Genomic DNA, 21,600 nt, shown 5'->3' on the forward strand with positions numbered 1-21,600 from the left:
GTTTTCTTTTATCACACAGAATCTGATGGACGGTTGAGCTTCTGCGCGATCAGCTGACTGATGGCTTCAATGGTAAATGGTTTGCTGATGATCGTTTCATCGCCCATGCCGGCTAGAATGCTTTTATCATAACCGGTGGCAAAGATGATCCGCGCATGCGGATTGATGGTGCGGATGGCGATGGCCGCTTCGTGGCCGCCCATGACGGGCATGACCAGATCGAAAATACATAGTGCGATGGTTGATGCATGGGCTGAATAGAGTTCGACTGCCTCCCGACCGTGCGCGGCAATCATCACCCGGTAGCCCATCTCCTCCAGCACCTCCTTGCCCGTTTCACGAATATGCTGCTCATCATCCGCCAGCAGAATCCATGCGCCCTCGCCATCGCATGGCGGTGCGCTTTGCCACTCACCTGGCTCTGTGGTGCCGGTTGCCTCGCTTAACGGGAGATAGATGTGGAATGTGGTACCTTTGTCGGCTGCACTTTCCACTTCGATAAAACCGCCGTGGGTCTGGATGGCACCGAACACCATGGCCAGTCCGAGGCCGGTTCCCTTGCCCTGCTCCTTGGTGGTAAAAAATGGCTCATACAGATGCTTCATCTGCTCAGCCGGAATGCCACAGCCATTATCGCTGACGCTCAGCAGCGCATAACGGCCGGGGGGAATATGTGGCCGGCTGCGGAGAAACGGTTCATCCGTGGAGAATGGGGCAAGACGTATCTCTATGTGCGGCTGGGCAATGCCGTCAAGGGCATCGCGGGCGTTATTGACCAGGTTCAGCATCACCTGATGCAGCTGCCCCTTGTCTCCGAGAATGGTCATCTCTTCACTGCAGATCTCTTCTGTCATGACGATGTTTTCAGGCACCGCCGTGTGTATGAAGCTGGAAAGCTCACGGATAAACGGGACCAGCGCCACCGGTTTCATGCTGACCACACCTTTGCGGGCAAACGTCAGCAGCTGCTGAATCATCTCAGCAGCACGGAAGGAGAGCAGCTCAACATTTGCCAGCTTTTCCATGGCTGCGGATTCAGCCGGGATCTTTCGTTTGGCCAGGTAGAGGTTGCCGGTCATGCCTGCGAGCATATTATTGAAATCATGGGCGATGCCGCCGACCAGTGTGCCGATCGCCTCCATCTTCTGCGACTGGCGCAACTGCTCCTCCAGCATGTTCTGTCTGCTCATATCCTGTTGTACGGCGACAAAGTGGGTGATGCGGTCATGGTGATGGATGGCTGCAATACTCATCAGTACAGGGTAGAGGGAGCCATCCTTTTTGCGGTTGGTCAGGGTGCCATGCCAGGTCTGGCCGGTGAGAATGGTCTGCCACAGCTCCTGATAAAAGGTTTCGGATTGCTGTCGGCTGTTCAGCAACCGGGGGGATTTTCCGATGACTTCGGTGGCGGTGAAGCCGGTGTTACGGGTAAATGCACTGTTTACATATTCAATGATGCCATTGTGATCGGTAATGATGATCGCTTCACCCAGCTGCTCCATGGCCAGGGTCATCTTTTCCAGGGCAGACTGACGCTGTTCGATGGCATGAATCATACGGTTGAACGAGCGACCGAGCGTATCGATTTCACGGTAGCGGGAGGGGGCCATGGTACCGGTATAGTCACCATCGGCGGCCTCTTTCATGACCTGTGTCAATTGGCTGACCGGTGCCAGCAGGCGCCGGATCCAGAGCAGGCCGACGATGGCAAACAGCATATGCAGAAAGATGACGATAGTGACCAGTATGTGCTGGGCCCGGGTGATCTCGGCATCGATGCTGGCTGCCGGTATTTCCGAGATGATGCCCCATTCGAGTGTATGTACGAGGGTGCCGATACCGAAGACGGCTTGTCCGTTGATGCCTGGAAAAATGGTGTGGCGGTGCCACTCCTCTCTGGCCAGCAGTGCACGTACGATCGGTTTTTCTGATAGCAGCGCTCCCTGTTGCAGGGCATGGTCAGCCAGTCTGGTGAGGAGGGAGCCTCGTCCGTCGGTCAGGTAGGTTCTGGAGTGATGGGCGGGAAGCCTTGATTGAATGCTCTGCCAGAACTCATCCATATGAATGGCACCGATCATCACGCCCAAGCTCTTGTCACCGGCTATGAGCGGAATCGCGATGAGAAAGCCAAGCTGGTTGTCCGCCAGCCTCCGCGGCGAGCCGATAAAGATACGTCCGTGCATCGGAACAGCGAAGGCCGGGGTTGAGCGACTCATCCGGTCAGCTGAAAAAGCGGCCATGTTGGCGGTTGCGATGACCTGAGCAGAGGGACCAAGGATGACGATGGATGAGATTTCCGCATCGCGCCGGTTGAGTGTGGCGATCAGCTCACGAACCGCGTCGGTGCTACCCTGATGGCCCAATATATAGGCGACGGTGTCGGATTTGCTCTGTAACACAGCCGTGAGGCGGTCCATTTCAAGATAGAGCGTGGTGGCCAGCTCTTTATGATAGAGCTCTTCACTGAGCATGGCCCGATCAAGCAGCAGGCTGTGGGCCTGGCTGGAGAGCCAGGGGGCAAGTACAGCTGCAGGCAACAGCGATGCCAGAATAATCAGGCTGTACCAGAGGCGGCTCAGCGGAATACTAGTGAACAGGGACACGCAATCTCTGTGCTTGACGACTCAACGCGCAGTCTCTGCGGTTGCTTTCAGAATGAAGCGCTGGTCGGTGTAATCGGCAAGGTTTTCAGGCAGCTCTTTCCATAGCCCCATGTCAACCATGACCTCTGCCAGTGCCCTGATCCGATCGTCACTCGGGATCATATCGGAGTAGTCAATCCAGTCAGCCGGCTGTGTTAGCACCTGCTCAAATACAGCGGCACTGGAGCCGGTATAATCCTCGCCCATGACAGCAGCCTGATGCGGATTTTTTTCAATGAACAGACCGCCTTTTTTGAGGGCAGTGATAAGCTGTTGCAGCTGATCCGGGTGTTCGCTGATAAAGCGGTCCGAGGCTAGAAAAACATGGTCCGGGTGGTTGTGCCAGATCGTTGGCGAGATCGCCGCCATCCAGCCGATACCAAGGGTGACAGATTTGTTCCCCTCCGGTTCGCCAACGACAAAGCCGTCGATCTCTCCCCGTTTGAGTGAGGTAATCATATCCCGCGGCGGCATGCCGACGACGGTGACATCGCTGTAGGGCACATGGTGTTGTTTCAATGCCAGGTAGAGCAGCAGATGGTGCTGCGAGAAGATATGGGGTACGGCAATAATCGCTTTTTTTCCTTTCAGGGCATCGATGCTTTTATACTGCTTCGACAGCACAAAACCATTGCCATTACGGTCTGCCAGCATCACGATCTTTGCCGGCAGCCCCTCTCTGATCATCTGCATTGCCAGCGGAGACAAAATAAATGTACCGGCCAGCTCACCGCTTTTCATCTGCCGGATCACATCATTCCAGTCATGGTTCTGGACTGTTTTAAGGTGAAAGGTGGTCAGCTCCTGTTGCATCCTGTTTTCAACGATGGCGAGTGAGAGGTGGCCGCCACAGATCAGCCGGCCGATTTTTACTTCACTACCGTTCTGGCTGTCATGCTGCGGCGGCTGACTGCTGGGCTCGTTACTACAGCCAGCCGGTAGCAGTGTGGCAAGCAGCAGGAGCAGAACTGTTTTTATCATCTGACTCGGTTGCACGGGGTTAAACCTCCTTCCGGCGAGAGGGCACGGTAGCGGTACGGAATCGTATTTGTAAACGATTCATACATTCAAAATTGTGATGGATGGTGTGTTTTTGATCGGGTCCTGATGAAACCACCTGACCAGCAGAATTCGATCACCCGGCTGCACCAGCCCGTATGTCCGTGCCCAGAAGCGGGCCAGTGAAACCTTGTTACTTAACTCTTCGGGCTTGATCAGCACCGGCTGAACCCCCCATAGCAGGCACATCTGGCGGAATGTGGCCGGTATGGCTGTAATGGCGATGACGGGGGCGGCAGGGCGGGCGCTGCTGACCGCCGTGGCCGATGTGCCGCTTTCCGAGATAACAATGATGCATTTGACCTGCAGATCTCTTGACAGCTGGGCCGTCGACACCGCCAGCGCATCGGTGACCGGCATACCCTGCCTGGATGTTTTTTCCATATCGAAGGATCCGAATGTCCCGCCATACCAGAGGCTGCTTTCGGTATAGCGGGCCACCCGGTCCATCATTTCGACAGCCTCAACCGGGTGGAGGCCGGCTGCAGTTTCCGCCGATAACATGATGGCATCAGCACCGGAGGTGACGGCATGGGAGACATCGCTGACTTCTGCCCGGGTCGGTCTGATCTGATCAATCATCGATTCCAGCATCTGGGTCGCAATGATCACCGGTTTGTTGGCCTCTCTGGCCCGCGTGATCAGTGCCTGCTGTATCATGGGGACTTTTTCCGGGGGCAGTTCGACACCAAGATCGCCGCGAGCCACCATGATTGCATCTGCCGCAGCAAGAATATCCTCAATATGCTGCAGCGCTTCGGCGCGCTCGATTTTTGCCACCAGCCCGGTGGATGTGCCGGCTTTGTTGATCAAGGCCCTGAGCGCCTTGACGTCAAAGGCTGTGCGCACGAATGAGAGGGCGAGAAAATCGACGCCGCAGCCAAGGGCAAACTCGGCATCCAGCCGGTCCTTGTCGGTCAGTGATGCCGCCGTCACATGCGTATCGGGCAGGTTCATCCCCTTGTGATCACTCAGTTGCCCCCCCTGCAGGACGACGCAGTGCACTTCTGTACCTTCAATGGCCTCGACCTTCAGCTCCATCAATCCGTCGGCAAGCAGGATGTGCTGTCCGACCGCGATATCCGCGGCAAGCTTTGGATACTGCGAAGGAATCAATCCGCTTTTACCGATGACATCACGGGTGGTGATGATCACTTTTTCATCGTTGTTCAGGGTGATGCTGCCGCCGGCAAATGTGCCAACCCTGATCTTCGGGCCGCACAGGTCAGCAAGAATGGCCACCGGCTTTTCCACCTCCGCAGAGAGGCGGCGAATGAGCCTGATCATGTCGCCATGCTCGTGATGATTGCCGTGCGACATATTCACTCTGAACAGATTCACACCGGCCATGAGCAGGCGACAGATGGTCATGGCATTGGCGGAGGCCGGCCCAAGGGTCGCGATGATTTTGGTGCGGCGATCAGCCAGCCACTGAATATCGGTATGGATTGTCATGATTGCGTTGCCTCTCCCAGCGATGTTTCGCCCGGCCGGGCAGAACAAGAGTGGATTCAGCATATCCGGTGCCAGTTTTGACTCCGGGTGGCCCCTGATTTGCTACTTATGCGGTATGCCGGCCACCTTCAGGCTCGCAGGCTGGAGGTGATGTTCCGGTGAAGTACTATCGTACGTCTGTTCGCATACATGTGATACTTGTGGTTGCACTGATGGTGACTGCCATCCTGGCCAGTGGCTACTGGGTGACCCGCCAGCATATCAACCGGCAGATGCAGGAGCTCTCCTACCGCCAGCTCAGCATGATGGGGGATAGTTTCAGGACGGCGATCTTCGGCATGATGAGTGCAGGCGCGAGTGATGAAATGCTGGATGAAAGCTACAAGCGCATTGTCGATCGCGAGCCCCGGATTATGGATCTGCGTGTGTTGCATGGTGCACCGCTGGATCGCCAGTTCGGTATTCACCGGCATGAGTTGCCAAAGACGCTGCTCGAGAAAGAGGGGCTGCGCAGTGCCCAGCCTCTGATTGATCAGCGACAGGAAAATGGCCGTGATATCATTGAGTTTGTCTACCCGCTGTTTGCCGAGCAGCAATGCCTGAAATGCCATCAGGCGAGTCTGGATGAATCGCTGGGAGCGCTCTCTCTGCGGATCGATCAGAGTGAGTTTCAGCAGAGTATTCGCAAGGAGCGTGCTGAGCTGTGGCTGCTGAATATCGGTGAGCTTGTGTTGCTGTTGCTGTTGCTGCTGTGGGTGCTTAACCGGCTGGTGTTCACCCCTCTTTTTCGTTTGGGCGATGCGGCCGATCATATGGCTCAGGGTGATTTAAGCAGCGATATCGGCGGTGAAGGTGAGAGCGAGCTGGGGCGCGTGATCAGGGCATTCAACCGTATGGCGGCAAAGATCCGTGAGCTTCTGGGGGATCAGGAAAAGGTGATCCGGGAACAGACGCTTGAGCTGAGTCATCTGATGGAGACCAGTCAGCATATCGGGTCGGGTGAGCCACAGGAGGAGGTACTGGCCAAATTCTCGCGTACGCTGGTGGAGGTGCTCAGCGTGACCAGTTGCAGGGTGTTGATGCTGAATGAGCAGGATGAGATGGAGGTGGCGCTTGAGTATCCGATCCGGCCGTTGTCAGAGCAGTTGCCGGTTAAAGGGACAAGGGATAATTGTCCGGATATCTGGAGTGCAATTCAGCTCAATGACTATATCCTGTTGAATCATGAGGCGGAGATCAGTGAGGCAGAGCGTAAGCTGTTGCGGCTGGACCAGGCAGAGGCCGCGATCTGCATGCCGTTCGGGCATAAGGGGAAGGTGTTTGGCGTGGTCGTGCTCAGTGAGTTCCGCGCGCGTGAGCGCGAGCCGATTGATGCCCGCAAGATTCAGGTCTGTCGTGCACTGATCGGTCAGATGGGCGCAGCCATCGAGATGAGTCGCTTGTATGAGCAGCTGGTTGAGCAGTTGATGGAGACCGTGCTGGCGATGGCTGAGTCGGTTGAAAAGAAATCACCGTGGACGGCCGGTCACTCCCGCCGGGTAACCGGCTATGCGATGGCGCTGGCTGAGCAGATCGGCTGGCACGGTGAGCAGCTTGAAGAGTTGCGTATTGCCGGGCTGTTGCATGATCTGGGCAAGATCGGTGTGCCGGGGGCGATTCTGAACAAGCAGGGACGCCTGAGCGAAGAGGAGTACGCCATCATTCAGCGTCACCCGGAGGATGGCGCCCAGATCCTGGGTAAAATTAAGATGCTGCACCCTTATATCCCGATGATTCGACATCACCACGAATGGTTCAACGGGGCCGGCTATCCGGATGGCATTGGCGGGGAGGAGATTCCGATCGGAGCGAGAATCATGGCGGTTGCCGATGCGTTCGATGCGATGACTGCGGATCGCCCTTATCGTCGTGGTTTGCCGGCAGAGCAGGCGATTGAGCGGCTGGAGCAGGGGGCGGGCACACAGTTTGATCCTGAGCTGGTTGCGGCATTTAAACGTGCGCGTATCACGGTGTGCTGAGCGCGACAGGGCGGTGCTGAAAATGAAAAAGCCCCGGCCTTGAGGGTCGGGGCTTTTTGCGGTGTGACAGGTGTCAGCGGTTGTGTGGAATCAGGCAATCTCTGCATTGTGATAGACATTCTGCACGTCATCACAGTCATTGAGCATGTCGACAAGCTTTTCAAACACGGCCGCATCCTCACCACTGATGGTGCAGCTGTTCTGCGGTACAAAGGCGATCTCTTCGGTCTCAAAATCAATATCAGGGAATGCTTCGGCAAGCGCGTTGCGGGTGTTGAAAAACTCGCTGCTGGGGGCAAATACAGTGATTTGGCCATCTTCGCTTTCAACATCGGTGACGTCGATATCGGCCATCATCAGGGCCTCAAGCACAGCATCTTCATCGCTACCCTTGAAGGAGAAAATCGCCAGGTGATCAAACATATGGGCAACAGCGCCCGGACCACCCAGTTTGGCGTCATTCTTGGTGAAGCAGAGGCGGACATCATTGAATGTGCGGGTATTATTGTCGGTCAGGCAGTCAATAATCAGCATGGTTCCGGCCGGTCCGAAGCCCTCGAAACGCGAGCTGGAGTAGTCTTCGCCGCCGGCGCCATTGGCCTTGTCCAGAGCCTTGTCGATGATATGGCTGGGTACCTGGTCTTTTTTTGCCTTCTCCAGCAGTCGGCGCAGGCTCAGGTTGGTCGATGGGTCACTGCCGCCACTTTTGGCGCTGACATAGATTTCACGGCCATATTTTGAATATACCTTGGTTTTTGCCGCAGCCGTTTTGGCCATCGATGCTTTACGAACTTCAAACGCTCTTCCCATATCTGCTCACTCTCATTCTGATACTGATAAACTTTTATCACGCCCGCTGTGAACGGGCGATATGTCGGCGCAATGGTAGTCGGGAATTGATCAGGATGGTACCCGCAGAATTCTCAGCTTCGGCCCCAGTCATCCTCGATGCGGATAATATCCTCTTCCAGACAGATGCCCATCTGCGTTTCAATGACGACGAGAAACTCCTCGCCGGTATTCTCCAGCCGGTGCAGATCACCCACGCCGATGAAGACCCGATCACCGGCGGTGATCACTCTGGTCTCATCGTTGATGGTGACCTTGCCTGTCCCTCGCACGATGACCCAGTGCTCACTGCGCTTTTTATGTCGCTGCAGTGAAAAACGTTTGCCGACATGAATGATCAGCCGTTTGACCCGATAGCCGGGTTCGTTCAGGTACTCTTCCCATCGCCCCCATGGACGGTTATCTGCTTCCAGCATGATAGCCCCCTTATGCCCGCATGGGAGGGTACCACAAATCGGGTCAAAGGTCAGGTGTTGCTGATTCCTGCCAGGCGGTTGCATGCGGTTGCCGGCAGCGCTGTTGAACGAAGTCGATCGCCGCATCAAGGTGGCCGCCCGCCTGCCGGCTCAGTGATTCGCCCAGTTCAAACTGATAGCCGCGTATGCGTAGCAGAAATGCCGGCGGCGGCTCCTGGTGATACACCTGTTGGAAGGCGTGCAGCAGTGCATGCGGGGTCATGGCATGGGATGTATAGCTGTCATCCTTTTCACCCCGGATGGCGGAAAAATGGAACGGTGGCTGGCAGGAGGCATCGGCATCGACAAAGAGCAGCAGCTGACGCCCCTGCAGATCGGTGACATGCTCCACCTGCAGTTGCATGTCATTCTGGCACTCCACCTCTGCCAGTGCCTCCGACTCGATGGCTGCAACCAGCTCCGGCCCCAGCGCGTCATCGCCGCGACCGGGGTTACCGTAACCGAAGATCAGGATGGCTGCTGTGGTCAACGTGTGCGGGTGATGGTGCCGCTGGCTGCTTTGGCCACGCGATCAACCATCTCTCCCTTTGCCCCGATCAACTCAATCTCCAGTGGCATCTTGCCGAGTGCATGGGTGGCGCATGAAAGGCACGGGTCATAGGCACGAATCGCTACCTCAAGGTGGTTGAGCAACCCTTCGGTAATTTCGTGGCCATCCAGGTATTCGTTGGCGACCGAGCGCACCGATTCATTCATTGCCTGGTTATTGCTGGTGGTTGAAACAATGAGGTTGGCCTTTTTGATGGTGCCGTCCTCATTGATCTTATAGTGGTGAAACAGGGTGCCGCGAGGTGCTTCAATGACGCCGATGCCCTCTTCGCGCTTCTCGCCGGTGGTGATCAGCTCCGTCCCCATGATGTCCCGATCCAGCAGCAGATCCCGGATCGATTCGGCACAGTGCAGTACCTCGATCATGCGTGCCCAGTGATAGGCGAGTGTGTCATGGACAAAGCCGCCATCGGCAAAGGCGCGGAAGCGCTGGCGTGCCGCCTCGGCCAGAGGGGTTGTGATGAAGTTACAGTTGTTGATGCGGGCAAGCGGGCCGACGCGATACCAGCCGTCATCACGCCCAAGTTCGGTCAGATAAGGGAACTTCATATAGCTCCACGAACGCACCTCTTCGCGGATGGCATTGAAATAACCGCGATAGTCAAACTGGTCAAAGATGGCGCTGCCATCGGCCCGGTTGGCACGAAGGCCGCCATGATAGAGCTCAAGCTCGCCACGAGGACCGACCATGCTCAGGTAATTGCTGTTCAGACGGCCGAAGCCGTGATTTTCCGGGTGTTCGGTATGGATCTTCTCATTCAGGGCGACGGCATCCTGGGCCCAGCCGAGCACATCGTTGAGATCAACCAGCAGGCGATCACGCTCCTCGAGCGTCAGCGATTTGTTCATGCCTCCTGCGACTGTCGCTGCACCATGAATACGTTTGCCGGCAATCACCTCAATGACCTGCTGGCCGTATTTGCGCAGCCTGACCCCTTTCAGGGCCAGATCCGGGTAATCCTCAATGACGCCTACAATATTGCGGTGCTGAAGATTCGAGCCGAAGCCGAAGAGAAGGTCGGGAGAGGAGAGGTGAAAAAAGTGCAGGGCATGGGACTGCAGCGTCTGGCCGAAGTGAAGCAGCTGCCGCAGCTTGGTCGCGGTCGGGGTGAGGGTATCGACGCCGACCAGCTGATCGACGGCTTTTGCCGCCGCCAGATGATGAGATACAGGGCAGATGCCGCACAGTCGCTGCACAAAGTAGGGCACCTCCCAGTAGGGGCGCCCCTGAATGAATTTCTCAAAGCCGCGAAACTCGACAATATGGAAACGCGCTTCGCGTACATGGTTTGCCTCATCCAGAAGCAGGGTGATTTTTCCATGTCCCTCAACGCGGCTGACCGGGTCGACAGCAATACGTCTCAGCTTTTCATTGTTGCTCATGTAAACTCCTTAAAGGCAGGGCGGGTTCACCGCGGCAGGCCGGGTCAATCAGCACCTGGGTCGATGCTGATTGATTGCAGCCTGGCAAATATCAGTCTGCAAAGGCCGGAACGTCTCTTGTTCGTTGCTTTGGCAGGCCATTGATGGCCGGCGCGGAAGCGCTGATCAGGCCTTCTCTAGTCATAGTGCAGCATGTTTTTCGGCAGGGCCGGCTCACGCCCCTCAAGAAGGTCGGTGAGAATCTTCACAAAGGCATCGGCCGGAGGCGGACAACCGGGCAGGTAGTAGTCGACCTTCACCACCTCATGCAGCGGATGGACCTTCGATAGCAGCAGCGGAATCTCGACATCATTCGGGATGTGCGGGTTATCCACGCCGATTTCATCGAGAAAGGCCTCTTCAAGACACTCCTGCAGGCTGAAGTGGTTGCGCATGGCCGGCACGCCGCCATTGATGGCGCAGGCGCCGACGGCAATCAGGATTTTGCAGTTTTCGCGAAACTCCCTGAGCACATGCACGTTATCCGCATTGCACAGGGCTCCTTCGACAAGACCGATATCGCACGGCTCGCAGTGCTTGATATCATTGATCGGGGAGCGGCTGAATTCCACATGCTCGAGCAGCCCGACAATACGCTCATCCATGTCGAGGAATGACATATGACAGCCGAAACAGCCGGCCAGTGAAGTGGTGGCTACGCGTACCTTACTCATCGTGATGCCTCGTTTTGGTCAGTTTAACTTCGCCCAGGTCGGTTTCGGCAACACTGTGCAGGTCGAAGGTGCGCCGTCCGATCGGCACTTCATAGCCATGATCCTTGATCAGAATGGCTCCGACCGGACAGATATGGGCGGCCAGATCATCGGTGGTAATATCGGAGTCGGCCAGCTTGCCAGTGGCCGAGTTGACAATCAGGTGACGCCCGGTGCCGCGGCCGCCAATGGCAAAAACATCTTTGCCGTCAACCTCGCGGCTGGCACGAACACACAGCTCGCACATGATGCAGCGATCCCGGTCCAGTACCAGCGAGGGGTGCGATGCATCCACCTCGCGGCGAGGATAGAACTGCGGATAGTGGCCATCGAGCATACCAAGATGATAGCCAACCGCCTGCAGGGTGCAGTCGCCGGTTTTTTCGCAGGATGGGCAAAGGTGGTTACCCTCGATGAACAGCATCTGGGTAATTGATTTGCGTACTTCATTCAGTGCCGGCGTGTTATTTTCGATCTTTTGCCCTTCGGCTGCCGCCATCGTGCAGGCGGAAACGGCACGTCCATTGACATCGACCGTGCAGAGCTTGCAGCTGCCGTGCGGGGAGATGCCCGGTTTGTGGCACAGGTGTGGAATGTAGACACCGGCGGCAAGGGCCGCATCCATAATGGTCTGTCCCGGCTCAAACGGTACATCGGTGCCGTCAATATTAATGCTGCTCATAGGTGTGCCTCCGCGTCGTCGCGACGGGTCAGTTTGCGTGCTTCGGCCAGCGATGCATCAAGGTTGAACTCAGGCTCCATCTCCTGATGTAATAACCGGGCTTCGAAGAGTTGCGGAAAGTGTTTCAGGCCATCCCGAATCGGATTGGCGGCGGTGATGCCCAGGCCGCAGTGCGAGCGTCGGGATACCAGTGCTGCGGTGCGGGCCAGCTCATCGACGTCATGGGCCGTTCCATGACCACTGCAGATTTTCTGCATGCCATTGTTCAGCAGCGTGGTCCCCACCCGGCAAGGGGTGCAGAAGCCGCAGCTCTCATGAGCAAAAAAGCGGGTGAACTTGCCGATGATGTCGAGCAGGTCGCGCGTATGGTTGAAGATCATGAATGAGCCGCCGGTGGCGATATCCTCGAATGCGATGCAGTGGCTGAATTTGTCGGGGCCGACCAGAGAGCCGGAGGGGCCACCGACCTGGACCGCCTGTACATCGGTGGCGCCGCAATCGTGCAGGATATCCTCAATGGTCACGCCGAAGGCGACTTCGTAAATGCCGGGGCGGGCACAGTCACCGGATACCGATAGCAGTTTGCTGCCTCTGGATTGCCATGTGCCACGTGTTTCAAACCACTCATGGCCGCGCAGAATGATATTGGCTGCCGCCGCCAGTGTTTCGACATTATTGACCACTGTCGGTTGATTGCGGAAGCCGCAGGTGACCGGGAAGGGCGGGCGGATGCGCGGAATTCCAGGTTTTTGCTCCATCGACTCGATCAGGGCGGATTCCTCGCCACAGATGTAGGCACCGGCTCCGACCACGATGGCAATATCAAAATCGATACCTTCACCGAGAATGTTGGCCCCCAGCAAGCCTGCATCACGTCTGCGTTGCAGCGTGGTATTGAGGGCATCCAGCAGATAACGGTATTCACCGCGCAGGTAGAGGTAACCTTGTGTGGCGCCAATGATATGGCCGCAAATGGTCATGCCCTCGAAGACCTCATCGGCATGACTGTTGAGCAGGATTCGGTCCTTGAATGTGCCCGGCTCACCCTCGTCGGCATTACAGACCACATAGCGGGTGGTGCTTTCGGCATCGCGGCAGAATTGCCACTTCATGCCGGTGGAAAAGCCGGCGCCGCCGCGCCCTTTCAGGCCGGAAGCCGTAATGGCTTCGAGCAGCTGGTCACGATTGCGGCCGCGCATGGACTTCAGGGCGGAGCCCGGTTCAAATGATTCACTCAGCAGCAATCCCTCCTTGCGGATATGATTGCCGACCCGGAACCAGTTTTCAGGCCAGCTGGCAACAGGCGTATCCGATTCAATAAGTGCTGCCATCTGCTCAATCAGTTCGGCCGTGATCGATGTCAGCGGGATACCGTTGACGAGCGCGGAGGGGCCATGATCACACATGCCGATACAGGAGGCCTGACCAATGGAGATGCGGCCATCTGCACGGGTCTGTTCCGGTTCAACCTGCAGCCGGTCGCAGAGCTGTTGCATCAGGGCGAGATCGCCGCAGCTGGTACAGTTACTGAACAGGATATCAGTCTGGCCGCGTGGCTGGCGGTGAAAAAACGCGTAAAAATCGATGACGGCCTCCACCTGCGTGATCGGAAGTTGCAGCTCCTCAGCCAGTTCGGCAATCGATGGTTGCGGGATGTGGCGAAAGCGGGTTTGCAGATCATGAAGACGGTGAAGCAGGTGGTCGTTGAGCTGTGGTTGCGTCAGAAAGCCGGGCTGGCTCTCCTGCCCGTGATGTACGTGCATGGGAAACTCCTTTTGCGTGCTCGCATTGTATCGGGATATGGCCATTTAAAAAAGGGGTTAAGGTGTTGTTGCCGTGCCTGGCGTGCGCCTAAAACGGACCGTTTGAGGCGATCTCAAACATGATGTTGGCACCGAGAAGTAGCGTGATGCTGCCGATAGCCAGTTGAAGGTATTGATGTAACGGGCCAAAACGACGGGCCGAGTGGCGAAGCGGAAACATGATCGCTACCGACAGTGCCGCCATACCGGCGATAGAACCCAGGCCAAAGAGAGCGATATAGATCATGCCCGTGGCAAGGGAGTGCACCGATTGCAGGGTGAGGGCGATCAGCGCGGCGGACCCGGCCATACCATGCATCATGCCGATCAGCAGGGCGCGCAGAGGAAACGGGGCGGGGTGCGTATGCGCGTGGCTGTCGCCTGCAAGTTTACTCCCTTCCTCATGGTGCATGTGGGCATGCCAGTGGCGTGAACCATCGGCATGACGGTGGAGATGAAAGTGGATACCTGTTTTGATCAGCCGGCGGAGCACATCGATGCCAAGCAGAACCAGCATGGCACCGACCGCGAACTCCAGCATCATCGCCAGCCGTTCCGGGATGATTTGATCAAGCAGTATGACGGAGCTGCCGAAGATCAACAGGGTTGTCGTGTGCCCCAGTCCCCATATGGAGCCCAGCCGGATTGACTCGCGCACCGAGGGGGAGCGGCTGACCAGTGTGGCGACTGCGGCGATGTGGTCGGACTCCATCGCATGGCGGATACCAAGGAAAAATCCGAGCAGAAGAATTTCAATCATGTTGTGTGCCCTTTGTCCATTGTGTGGCAGCAGCGATGGCGGCCTGTCCCAGTGCCAGCCCGCCATCATTCAGCGGTGTTTGCCCGGCGATCAGCAGTTGCGGTGTTTTGTCGGCTAAATCAGCAGTCACAGCTTCCAATAGCAGACGATTCTGAAAAGCGCCACCGCATAGTACCACAATGGCAGTGGCATGGCTGTGACATAGCTGCTGTGCCAGTGCAGTGATGGCATGGCTGAGGGTGCGATGAAAGCGCGCCGCAATCTCTGCCGTCGGCAGCTGCTGCTGCAGATCGTCCAGCAATGCCTGCCACATCGGTTGCCAGTGAATGATCTGCAGCGTATCGGCGCGCCTCTCCAGGCGGTATGGATAGGCTGGTGTGTGCCTGCTCCAGGCTGAGCGGGCAAGATTTTCCAGCTCGATGGCCGCCTGTCCTTCATAGCTGACCTGATGACGGCAGATAGCGAGCGCTGCTGCAACGGCATCAAACAGTCTCCCGCAGGAGGAGCTGGCCGGGGTATTGATTCCCTGTTCAATCATGCGATGCAGGACGGGCAGCGGCCTGGTATGCAGAAAGCGGATGATGTCGGTATCGGCAAAACGGCGGCTGATATCATCCCAACCGGCCGCATGCAGGTGGGCAAAGCAGTTGCGCCATGGCTCTCTGATGGCCTGCGTGCCTCCCGGCATGGGCACTGGCTGGAAGCAGGCGAGCCGTTTGTAGTGGCAATAGTCGGCCAGCAGAAATTCGCCCCCCCACAGTGTGCCATCACTGCCGAAGCCAAGTCCGTCAAGCGCAATTCCCAGCACCGGCTTGCCATCGAGTGGCAGCTGGTTTTCGGCCATGACGGCAGCGATATGAGCATGGTGATGCTGGATCGGTAGCAGGGGAATGCGCTCCTGTCCGGCCATATCGGTGCCGATGCGGCCGGACAGGTAGTCGGGATGCTGATCAATGGCGATGCATGCCGGGTTGAAGGCAAACAGCTGCCGGTAGAGCTCAAGCGCATGGTGATAGTCGTGACGGGTTGCCGCATGCTCCAGATCACCGGTGTGCTGGGAGAGGATGGCCTCTCGCCCGGAAAGCTGGCAGAAGGTGTTTTTCATCTCGCTGCCCATGGCCAGTATATGACCACAACGTGCAAAGCTGTGATGCAACAGAAGAGGCGACGGGGCATAGCCGCGTGCGCGGCGAAGCAGTCGGGGGGCCTCCGCCATGAAGGTGACCACCGAATCATCCAGCCGGTTAACGATGTCCCGGTTATGCAGCAGGAAATGATCAGCGATGCCGGCAAGGCGGTCGCGGGCATCGCTGTTATCGATACATTGCGGTTCATCCGAGCGGTTACCGGATGTCAGTACAATCGGGTGTTGCAGCCGTGCCATCAGCAGGCTGTGCAACGGGCTGTTGGGCAGCATAAAGCCAAGACGCGACTGGCCGGGGGCAATGGCCGTGGCCAGTGGTCTGGGAGTGTCCTTGCTTTGTTGCGGATGAGGTGCAAGCAGCACAATGGGGGCCGCCGCTGAGCTCAGCAGCTCTGCCTCAGCGGGTGTCACGCTGGCATGGCAGGCGATGGCGGCGATATCCCGCCCCATCAGTGCGAAGGGTTTGTCATAGCGCTGCTTGCGACGGCGCAAACGGGTAACGGCGGCATGATTCGTGGCATCGACAGCCAGCTGAATGCCGCCGGTTCCCTTGATGGCAATGATCAGCCCCTGGCTGAGCAGTGCGGCCGTACGGTCAAGGATTGCAGTCGCTGTTGCGGTATCGCTGCGCCGGCCGCTTGCATCCTCCAGCCAGATAGATGGCCCGCATGCCGGACAGGTGTGGGCCTGGGCATGAAAGCGCCGGTTGGCCGGATCATCATATTCACGCTGGCATGATGCACACATCGGGAAGGGCGCCATGCTGGTGTTGGCTCGATCGTAGGGGGTGGCCCGTACAATGGAAAGGCGGGGGCCGCAGTGTGTGCAGCTGGTGAACGGGTAGTCAAAAAAACGGCTGGATGGCGTGTGAATTTCCGCCATGCAGGCAGGGCAGAGGGCCGCATCGGGGGTGACGGGGGTGGCGTGTATGCTTGTGCTGCAATCGCTTGCTGCAATCACGAATTGATCGGGCCGCGCAGCCATGTCGCCGGCCATCTGCTCGAGCGCATCGATCCGGGCCAGTGGCGGCGGTTGCGCCGTGATCAGCAGCCGGAAGCGCTCAAGGGTTTCGCTCTCCCCCCATGCGTCAATGCGTACACCTTCGCCGTCATTGCGGACGGAACCGGTGATGCCGAGCTCCGTCGCCAGGTGCCAGATGAAAGGGCGAAAGCCGACCCCCTGCACCAGTCCGCGAATACGAATGGTTATGGCTGTCATGTGCTTTTCCGGATCAGCAGATGCGAGGCAGCTGTTCTCCGGCCAGCCAGTCGACCACGCGCATGCCACCGAAGCCTGTTTGCATGACGACCAGGTTTCTCTCATCGCTGGTGACATGCCCGATGATGGCGGCCTGCCTGGCCAGCGGGTGATGGTGCATGCGTGCCAGCAGCCTCCCGGCTGATTGCTGTGGTACGATGCAGACCAGCTTCCCTTCATTGGCCATATAGAGCGGATCAAGACCAAGCAGCTCGCAGGCCCCCCTGACCTCCGCCCTGAGCGGAATGGCCGCCTCTTCAATATGCATGCCGACACCCGACTGACGGGCCAGCTCATTGAGGGTGGTGGCAAGGCCGCCCCGGGTCGGATCGCGCAGGCAACGGATATCCGGCGCAACCTCAATCATGGCGGCCACCAGGGTGTGCAGAGCGGCAGAGTCGGAAGTGATGGTGGTGCCGAACTCAAGCCCTTCACGGCTGGACAGAATGGCGGTGCCATGATCGCCGATATAGCCGGATAGAATAATCGCATCACCCGGTCGGGCCAGATGACCGGAGATATGAATGCCGTCAGGGATCACGCCGATGCCGGTGGTGGTGATAAAGACGCCGTCGCCTTTGCCGCGCTCCACCACTTTGGTATCACCGGTGACAACCGGTATGCCCGTTTCGCGACTGGCTCTGGCCATGCTGATGACAATGCGTTCGAGCTCGGCCAGCGGAAATCCCTCCTCGAGAATAAAGGCGGCGGAGAGGTAGAGCGGTTGTGCGCCGGCCATGGCGACATCATTGATGGTGCCGTGCACGGAGAGTGAGCCGATATCGCCACCCGGAAAAAAGAGGGGGGACACAACATGGGCATCGGTGGTGATGACCATGCGGCCGGATGTGACCGCAAATGCAGCCTGATCATTGCCCTGTTGCAGCAGCGGGTTATCGAAGTGACGGACAAACAGTGACTCGATCAGCGTGGCGGATGTTCTGCCGCCGCTGCCGTGGGCCATTTCAATGACCCCGTGTTTGAAGTCGGGATTGTTCATGAGGTGACCTCTGCACGGAAGCGTCCGTAGCTGTAATAGGCGGCACAAGCCCCTTCGGAGGAGACCATGCAGGCCCCTTTGGGCTCTTCCGGAGTGCAGACCGTACCGAAGAGCTTGCACTCATCCGGGTTGCTCACCCCGCGCAGGACGGCAGGGCAGATGCAGCCCTTGATATCGGTTGTGGTGACAGGGGCCATATGAAAACGTTTTTCCGCATCGAATGCGGCGTAGGTGTGGCGAATGGCGAGGGCACTGTCGGGCAGCTCGCCAAGACCGCGCCACTCAAACCGTGGCCGCAGTTCGAAGATCTCATCCATCAGTGCCTTTGCCTTGCGGTTGCCGGATGCGCTGACTGCGCGGGTATACTGGTTCTCCACGCGATGGATGCCTTCATTGATCTGGCGAATCAGCAGCAGGGTGGACTGGATAACATCCACCGGCTCAAAGCCGGCAATCACCAGTGGCATGCGGTATTGCGCGCAGCAGTCGGCATAGGCCTGGCTGCCGATGATGGTGCTGACATGTGAGGGGCCGAGAATGCCGTCAATGCTTGCCTCGCCGCTGGCAAGGATGTGGGCCATGGCCGGGGGTGTCAGTACATGGTTGCAGAATACCGTAAAGTTGGTCAGCGCCATGGCTGCGGCAATCCTGATCACCGCAGCAGTTGGTGGCGTGGTGGTTTCAAAACCGATGGCAAAAAAGACCACCTGCCGTTCCGGGTTGGCCTGGGCAATAGCCAGTGCATCGGTAGCCGAATAGATCATGCGTATATCGGCACCACGGGCTCTGGCCTTGTGCAGGCTGTCCTTTTTTCCGGCCGGTACGCGCATCAGATCGGCATAGGTACAGAGGATGATATCGCTGCTTTCAGCCAGTCTGATCGCCGCTTCAATGCGACCTGCCGGCAATACGCATACAGGACAACCGGGGCCGTGTACGAAGCGGACATTTTCAGGCATCAGATCCACGATGCCGAAACGGAAAATGGCATGGGTATGACCGCCGCAGAACTCCATCAGGCGGTAATTGCGATCGGGGCTGACCTCTTTATGAATCAGGCCGGCAAGCAGGCGGGCGGTGTCACCATCGCGGAATTCATCGATATATTTCATGCGTTACCGTCCATGGCCCGCAGCTCGGCAAACAGCGCCAGCGTTTTGGCCGCCTCGACCGGATCGATGCGCTCAAGAGCAAAGCCGACATGGATCAGCACATAATCACCGATGGCAACCTGCTCCAGCAGTTGCGTCGAGACCTCCTTGCGGATGCCATCAAGGCTGACGACGGCCATCGCGGTTGCCTCATCCAGCGCCTCAACCCTGGCCGGTACTGCCAGACACATCAGGACTCTCCACTGTGGGTGCGGGACTCTTCCGTGGCCGGTGCGGCGATGCCGATCCGGGCAATGGCATGATGGGCCCGCAGCCAGTTCAGCCATGGCTCCATGCCCTCGCCCGTGGTGGCTGAGAGCTGCAGGATACGGATACCGGGGTTGATGCGCCGGGCATGATTGCAGCATGCATCCACATCGAAATCGACATAGGGAAGCAGGTCGGTTTTGTGGATGATCATCAGGCTGGCGGCATGGAACATATCCGGATATTTGAGCGGTTTATCCGCTCCTTCCGTCACCGATAAAATGACCACCTTGGCCGCCTCACCCAGGTCAAATGCCGCCGGGCAGACCAGGTTGCCGACATTTTCAATGAACAGCAGGCTGGCCGGTTCCGGATTCAGATCACCGATGGCGTGGCCGACCATATGGCCATCGAGGTGGCAGCCCTTGCCGGTATTGATCTGGATAGCGGTAACACCGGTGGCGCGAATGCGCTCGGCGTCGTTGGCGGTCTGCTGATCGCCCTCGATGACGGCGACGGGGATGGTGCCGGCCAGAGCCTCAATGGTTTTTGTCAGCAGAGTGGTTTTTCCGGCTCCGGGGCTTGAGACAAGATTCAGGGCCAGAATGCCTCGCTCGTTCAGCCAGCGGCGGTTGGCATCGGCATAGCGATTGTTCTTGCTCAGAATATCCTGCTCGATGCTGATCAGTCGCGATTGTGAGAAGCCGGCGACATGAACGCCGGCTGCGCCCTGGCTGTAGTCATGGCGGTGGTCGCTGGCATGCTCCTCGTGTGTGTGTGCATGCTCGTGGCTGTGAGCGCCATGATGGTGGCTGTGAGCGCCATGATGGTGGCTGTGCCCCTGATGGTCATGATCGTGGTGATGACTGGCATCTTCACCACATCCGCATACTGTACACATTTATACCACCTCCACATGTTTGATTCGCATTTCATCCCCTTGCCGTATCTCAATCGGGGCCGTGCCGCACAAGGGGCAGGGGTCGTAGCGCTGGCCGATAGCGACCTCAGCGGCGCACCGGTGGCACCAGCCGATGCCCGGGAGCGGCTCAATATTCAGGGTGGCACCGGCGGCAACGCTGTTTTTCGATACCGCCCCGAAGGCAAATCGCATGGCTTCCGGCTCCACACATGAGAGTTGGCCAATTTGCAGCTGTACGGTTTTTACCTGGCTGAAATGATCGATTGCCGCCCGTTCCTGCAGCAGCTCGACGATACCTTCGCACAGCGACAGCTCATGCATTCAGCTCGTCCTTTGTCGGGATACACATTTCGCCATGCTAGGAGCCTGTCGGACTTAACTCAACTCTACTGCGCGGCAGGGATTGCGGCCCAAAATGCCCCGGTCTTTCGTCACATAGTTACCACTATGCTCCTCAATCCCGGAACATTTTTGACTCGCCCTCCCACCTGCTCGCTACGAATCGCTTAAGTCAGACAGGCTCCTAGTTGAAGCGGAATAGTCTGCAATGGGGGCACGGCCTGGCAGATTGCTGTTTATGGACTGCCGGCTAGTCTGGCCGGATGCAAAATGACAGACAGAGTATGCTGATCCTCGGGTGCGGATATGTTGGTGAACGGGTGGCTGTGGCCTGCCTGCAGCAGGGGATGCGGGTGGTTGCGACCACGCGCAGTGCAGAGCGGGTTGCGGCACTTGAGCCGCTGGGTATTGAGGCTGTGGTGGTCGAATCGCCCCTGCAGTTGCCGCGATCGCTGCTGGCGATGGTGGACTGTCTGCTCGATTCGATTCCGCTTGTGCGTGATGGCTCGGAGATGTATGCCCCGCAGACGCAGTGGCTGCCGCAGATTGCCTCGCATCTGACCTCTGTTCGCTGGGCCGGCTATCTGTCGACCACAGGTGTTTATGGTGACGCTTGCGGTGGCTGGGTGGATGAGTCAACGGTTTGCCGGCCGGCCAGTGCGCGTGGTCGCGAGCGCTTAACGGCCGAAAAGGCGTGGTTTGATTCAGGCTTGCCGGCTGAAGTATTCAGAATTGCCGGGATCTACGGGCCGGGGCGCAACCTGCTGGGTCGATTGCGGGCGGGGGGATACAAGGCGGTGCAGTGGCAGCCACCGCATTTCTCAAGTCGCATTCATGTGGATGACATCGTGGCCGCATTGCTGGCGGCTATGCACAGCCCGCGCAGCGGGCGCATCGTCAACCTGGCCGACGATATGCCGCTGCCACACGCCGACTACGTGTGTGAGCTGGCGGCCATGGTCGGAGCTCCGGCGCCGGAGATATTAACCGCAGCCGAGGGAGAGGCGCAGCTTTCTCCCGCTCTGCTTGATTTTTTTCGCGATAATAAACGGGTATCGAACAGGCTGTTGCACCGGGAGCTGCTGGCCACCCTGAATTATCCCGACTTTCGTGCCGCAGTGCCCGCATTGCTGGCAGGGGAGAGGAGTTAAAC

Annotated in this window: 19 protein-coding genes; 2 read left to right on the forward strand and 17 right to left on the reverse strand. The window is 57.9% G+C overall.

Going from position 1 to position 21,600, the window contains the following annotated elements; translation table 11 throughout:
• Positions 1-11: 11 nt before the first annotated feature.
• From FEF65_RS04520 to pyk, 3 genes are all read right to left on the reverse strand, one after another.
• The gene (locus FEF65_RS04520; protein WP_138238598.1) at positions 12-2,603 is read right to left on the reverse strand and encodes a hybrid sensor histidine kinase/response regulator; all 2,592 of its coding nucleotides are present in this window, start codon (positions 2,601-2,603) and stop codon (positions 12-14) included.
• A 21-nt stretch (positions 2,604-2,624) separates the two neighbouring features.
• Positions 2,625-3,638, reverse strand: coding sequence for an ABC transporter substrate-binding protein (locus FEF65_RS04525; RefSeq protein ID WP_161595174.1), 1,014 nt, complete (start codon positions 3,636-3,638; stop codon positions 2,625-2,627).
• A 63-nt stretch (positions 3,639-3,701) separates the two neighbouring features.
• Positions 3,702-5,156 (reverse strand): pyruvate kinase, encoded by a 1,455-nt coding sequence (pyk, locus tag FEF65_RS04530; RefSeq protein ID WP_161595175.1) that lies wholly within the window; start codon positions 5,154-5,156, stop codon positions 3,702-3,704.
• Between the two features lie 158 nt (positions 5,157-5,314).
• Between pyk and FEF65_RS04535 the strand changes: the two genes are divergently transcribed.
• Positions 5,315-7,174, forward strand: coding sequence for an HD domain-containing phosphohydrolase (locus FEF65_RS04535; protein WP_238701180.1), 1,860 nt, complete (start codon positions 5,315-5,317; stop codon positions 7,172-7,174).
• A 90-nt stretch (positions 7,175-7,264) separates the two neighbouring features.
• Here FEF65_RS04535 and FEF65_RS04540 read toward each other — a convergent pair whose 3' ends face one another.
• The 14 genes from FEF65_RS04540 to hypA all read right to left on the reverse strand — a co-directional run bounded on the left by FEF65_RS04540 (position 7,265) and on the right by hypA (position 20,429).
• Positions 7,265-7,984, reverse strand: a complete 720-nt coding sequence (locus tag FEF65_RS04540; RefSeq protein ID WP_138238601.1) for a YebC/PmpR family DNA-binding transcriptional regulator — start codon at positions 7,982-7,984, stop codon at positions 7,265-7,267.
• 113 nt (positions 7,985-8,097) lie between these two features.
• Positions 8,098-8,439: a phosphomannose isomerase type II C-terminal cupin domain gene (locus FEF65_RS04545; RefSeq protein WP_161595176.1), complete on the reverse strand. Its 342-nt coding sequence runs from the start codon at positions 8,437-8,439 to the stop codon at positions 8,098-8,100.
• Positions 8,440-8,482: 43 nt separating this feature from the next.
• The gene (locus tag FEF65_RS04550) at positions 8,483-8,968 is read right to left on the reverse strand and encodes a hydrogenase maturation protease (RefSeq protein WP_138238603.1); all 486 of its coding nucleotides are present in this window, start codon (positions 8,966-8,968) and stop codon (positions 8,483-8,485) included.
• Entirely contained in the window at positions 8,965-10,431 is a 1,467-nt protein-coding gene (locus FEF65_RS04555) for a Ni/Fe hydrogenase subunit alpha (protein ID WP_138238604.1), read from the reverse strand. The genes FEF65_RS04550 and FEF65_RS04555 overlap by 4 nt, the downstream gene beginning before the upstream one ends.
• 176 nt (positions 10,432-10,607) lie before the next feature.
• Positions 10,608-11,144: an NADH-quinone oxidoreductase subunit B family protein gene (locus FEF65_RS04560; RefSeq protein WP_138238605.1), complete on the reverse strand. Its 537-nt coding sequence runs from the start codon at positions 11,142-11,144 to the stop codon at positions 10,608-10,610.
• Positions 11,137-11,865, reverse strand: coding sequence for a 2Fe-2S iron-sulfur cluster-binding protein (locus FEF65_RS04565; RefSeq protein ID WP_138238606.1), 729 nt, complete (start codon positions 11,863-11,865; stop codon positions 11,137-11,139). The genes FEF65_RS04560 and FEF65_RS04565 overlap by 8 nt, the downstream gene beginning before the upstream one ends.
• The gene (locus tag FEF65_RS04570) at positions 11,862-13,628 is read right to left on the reverse strand and encodes an NADH-ubiquinone oxidoreductase-F iron-sulfur binding region domain-containing protein (RefSeq protein WP_138238607.1); all 1,767 of its coding nucleotides are present in this window, start codon (positions 13,626-13,628) and stop codon (positions 11,862-11,864) included. The genes FEF65_RS04565 and FEF65_RS04570 overlap by 4 nt, the downstream gene beginning before the upstream one ends.
• Positions 13,629-13,716: 88 nt before the next feature.
• Positions 13,717-14,427: an urease accessory protein gene (locus tag FEF65_RS04575; RefSeq protein WP_138238608.1), complete on the reverse strand. Its 711-nt coding sequence runs from the start codon at positions 14,425-14,427 to the stop codon at positions 13,717-13,719.
• Entirely contained in the window at positions 14,420-16,789 is a 2,370-nt protein-coding gene (gene hypF, locus FEF65_RS04580; RefSeq protein WP_138238609.1) for a carbamoyltransferase HypF, read from the reverse strand. The genes FEF65_RS04575 and hypF overlap by 8 nt, the downstream gene beginning before the upstream one ends.
• Positions 16,790-16,802: 13 nt before the next feature.
• Entirely contained in the window at positions 16,803-17,828 is a 1,026-nt protein-coding gene (gene hypE, locus FEF65_RS04585; RefSeq protein ID WP_138238610.1) for a hydrogenase expression/formation protein HypE, read from the reverse strand.
• Entirely contained in the window at positions 17,825-18,940 is a 1,116-nt protein-coding gene (gene hypD / locus FEF65_RS04590; RefSeq protein WP_138238611.1) for a hydrogenase formation protein HypD, read from the reverse strand. The genes hypE and hypD overlap by 4 nt, the downstream gene beginning before the upstream one ends.
• Positions 18,937-19,170 carry a HypC/HybG/HupF family hydrogenase formation chaperone gene (locus FEF65_RS04595; RefSeq protein WP_138238612.1) on the reverse strand — a complete coding sequence of 78 codons (234 nt, stop codon included), beginning with the start codon at positions 19,168-19,170 and terminating at the stop codon, positions 18,937-18,939. Before FEF65_RS04595 ends, hypD begins: the two co-directional genes overlap by 4 nt.
• The gene (gene hypB / locus FEF65_RS04600) at positions 19,170-20,087 is read right to left on the reverse strand and encodes a hydrogenase nickel incorporation protein HypB (RefSeq protein ID WP_138238613.1); all 918 of its coding nucleotides are present in this window, start codon (positions 20,085-20,087) and stop codon (positions 19,170-19,172) included. The genes FEF65_RS04595 and hypB overlap by 1 nt, the downstream gene beginning before the upstream one ends.
• Positions 20,088-20,429 (reverse strand): hydrogenase maturation nickel metallochaperone HypA, encoded by a 342-nt coding sequence (gene hypA, locus FEF65_RS04605; RefSeq protein ID WP_138238614.1) that lies wholly within the window; start codon positions 20,427-20,429, stop codon positions 20,088-20,090.
• 281 nt (positions 20,430-20,710) lie between these two features.
• Between hypA and FEF65_RS04610 the strand changes: the two genes are divergently transcribed.
• Positions 20,711-21,598, forward strand: coding sequence for an SDR family oxidoreductase (locus tag FEF65_RS04610; RefSeq protein ID WP_170304418.1), 888 nt, complete (start codon positions 20,711-20,713; stop codon positions 21,596-21,598).
• Positions 21,599-21,600 lie beyond the last annotated feature (2 nt).

Origin of the sequence: Mariprofundus erugo (assembly GCF_005818865.1) — a bacterium.
In the GTDB taxonomy this organism is placed as follows: domain Bacteria; phylum Pseudomonadota; class Zetaproteobacteria; order Mariprofundales; family Mariprofundaceae; genus Mariprofundus; species Mariprofundus erugo.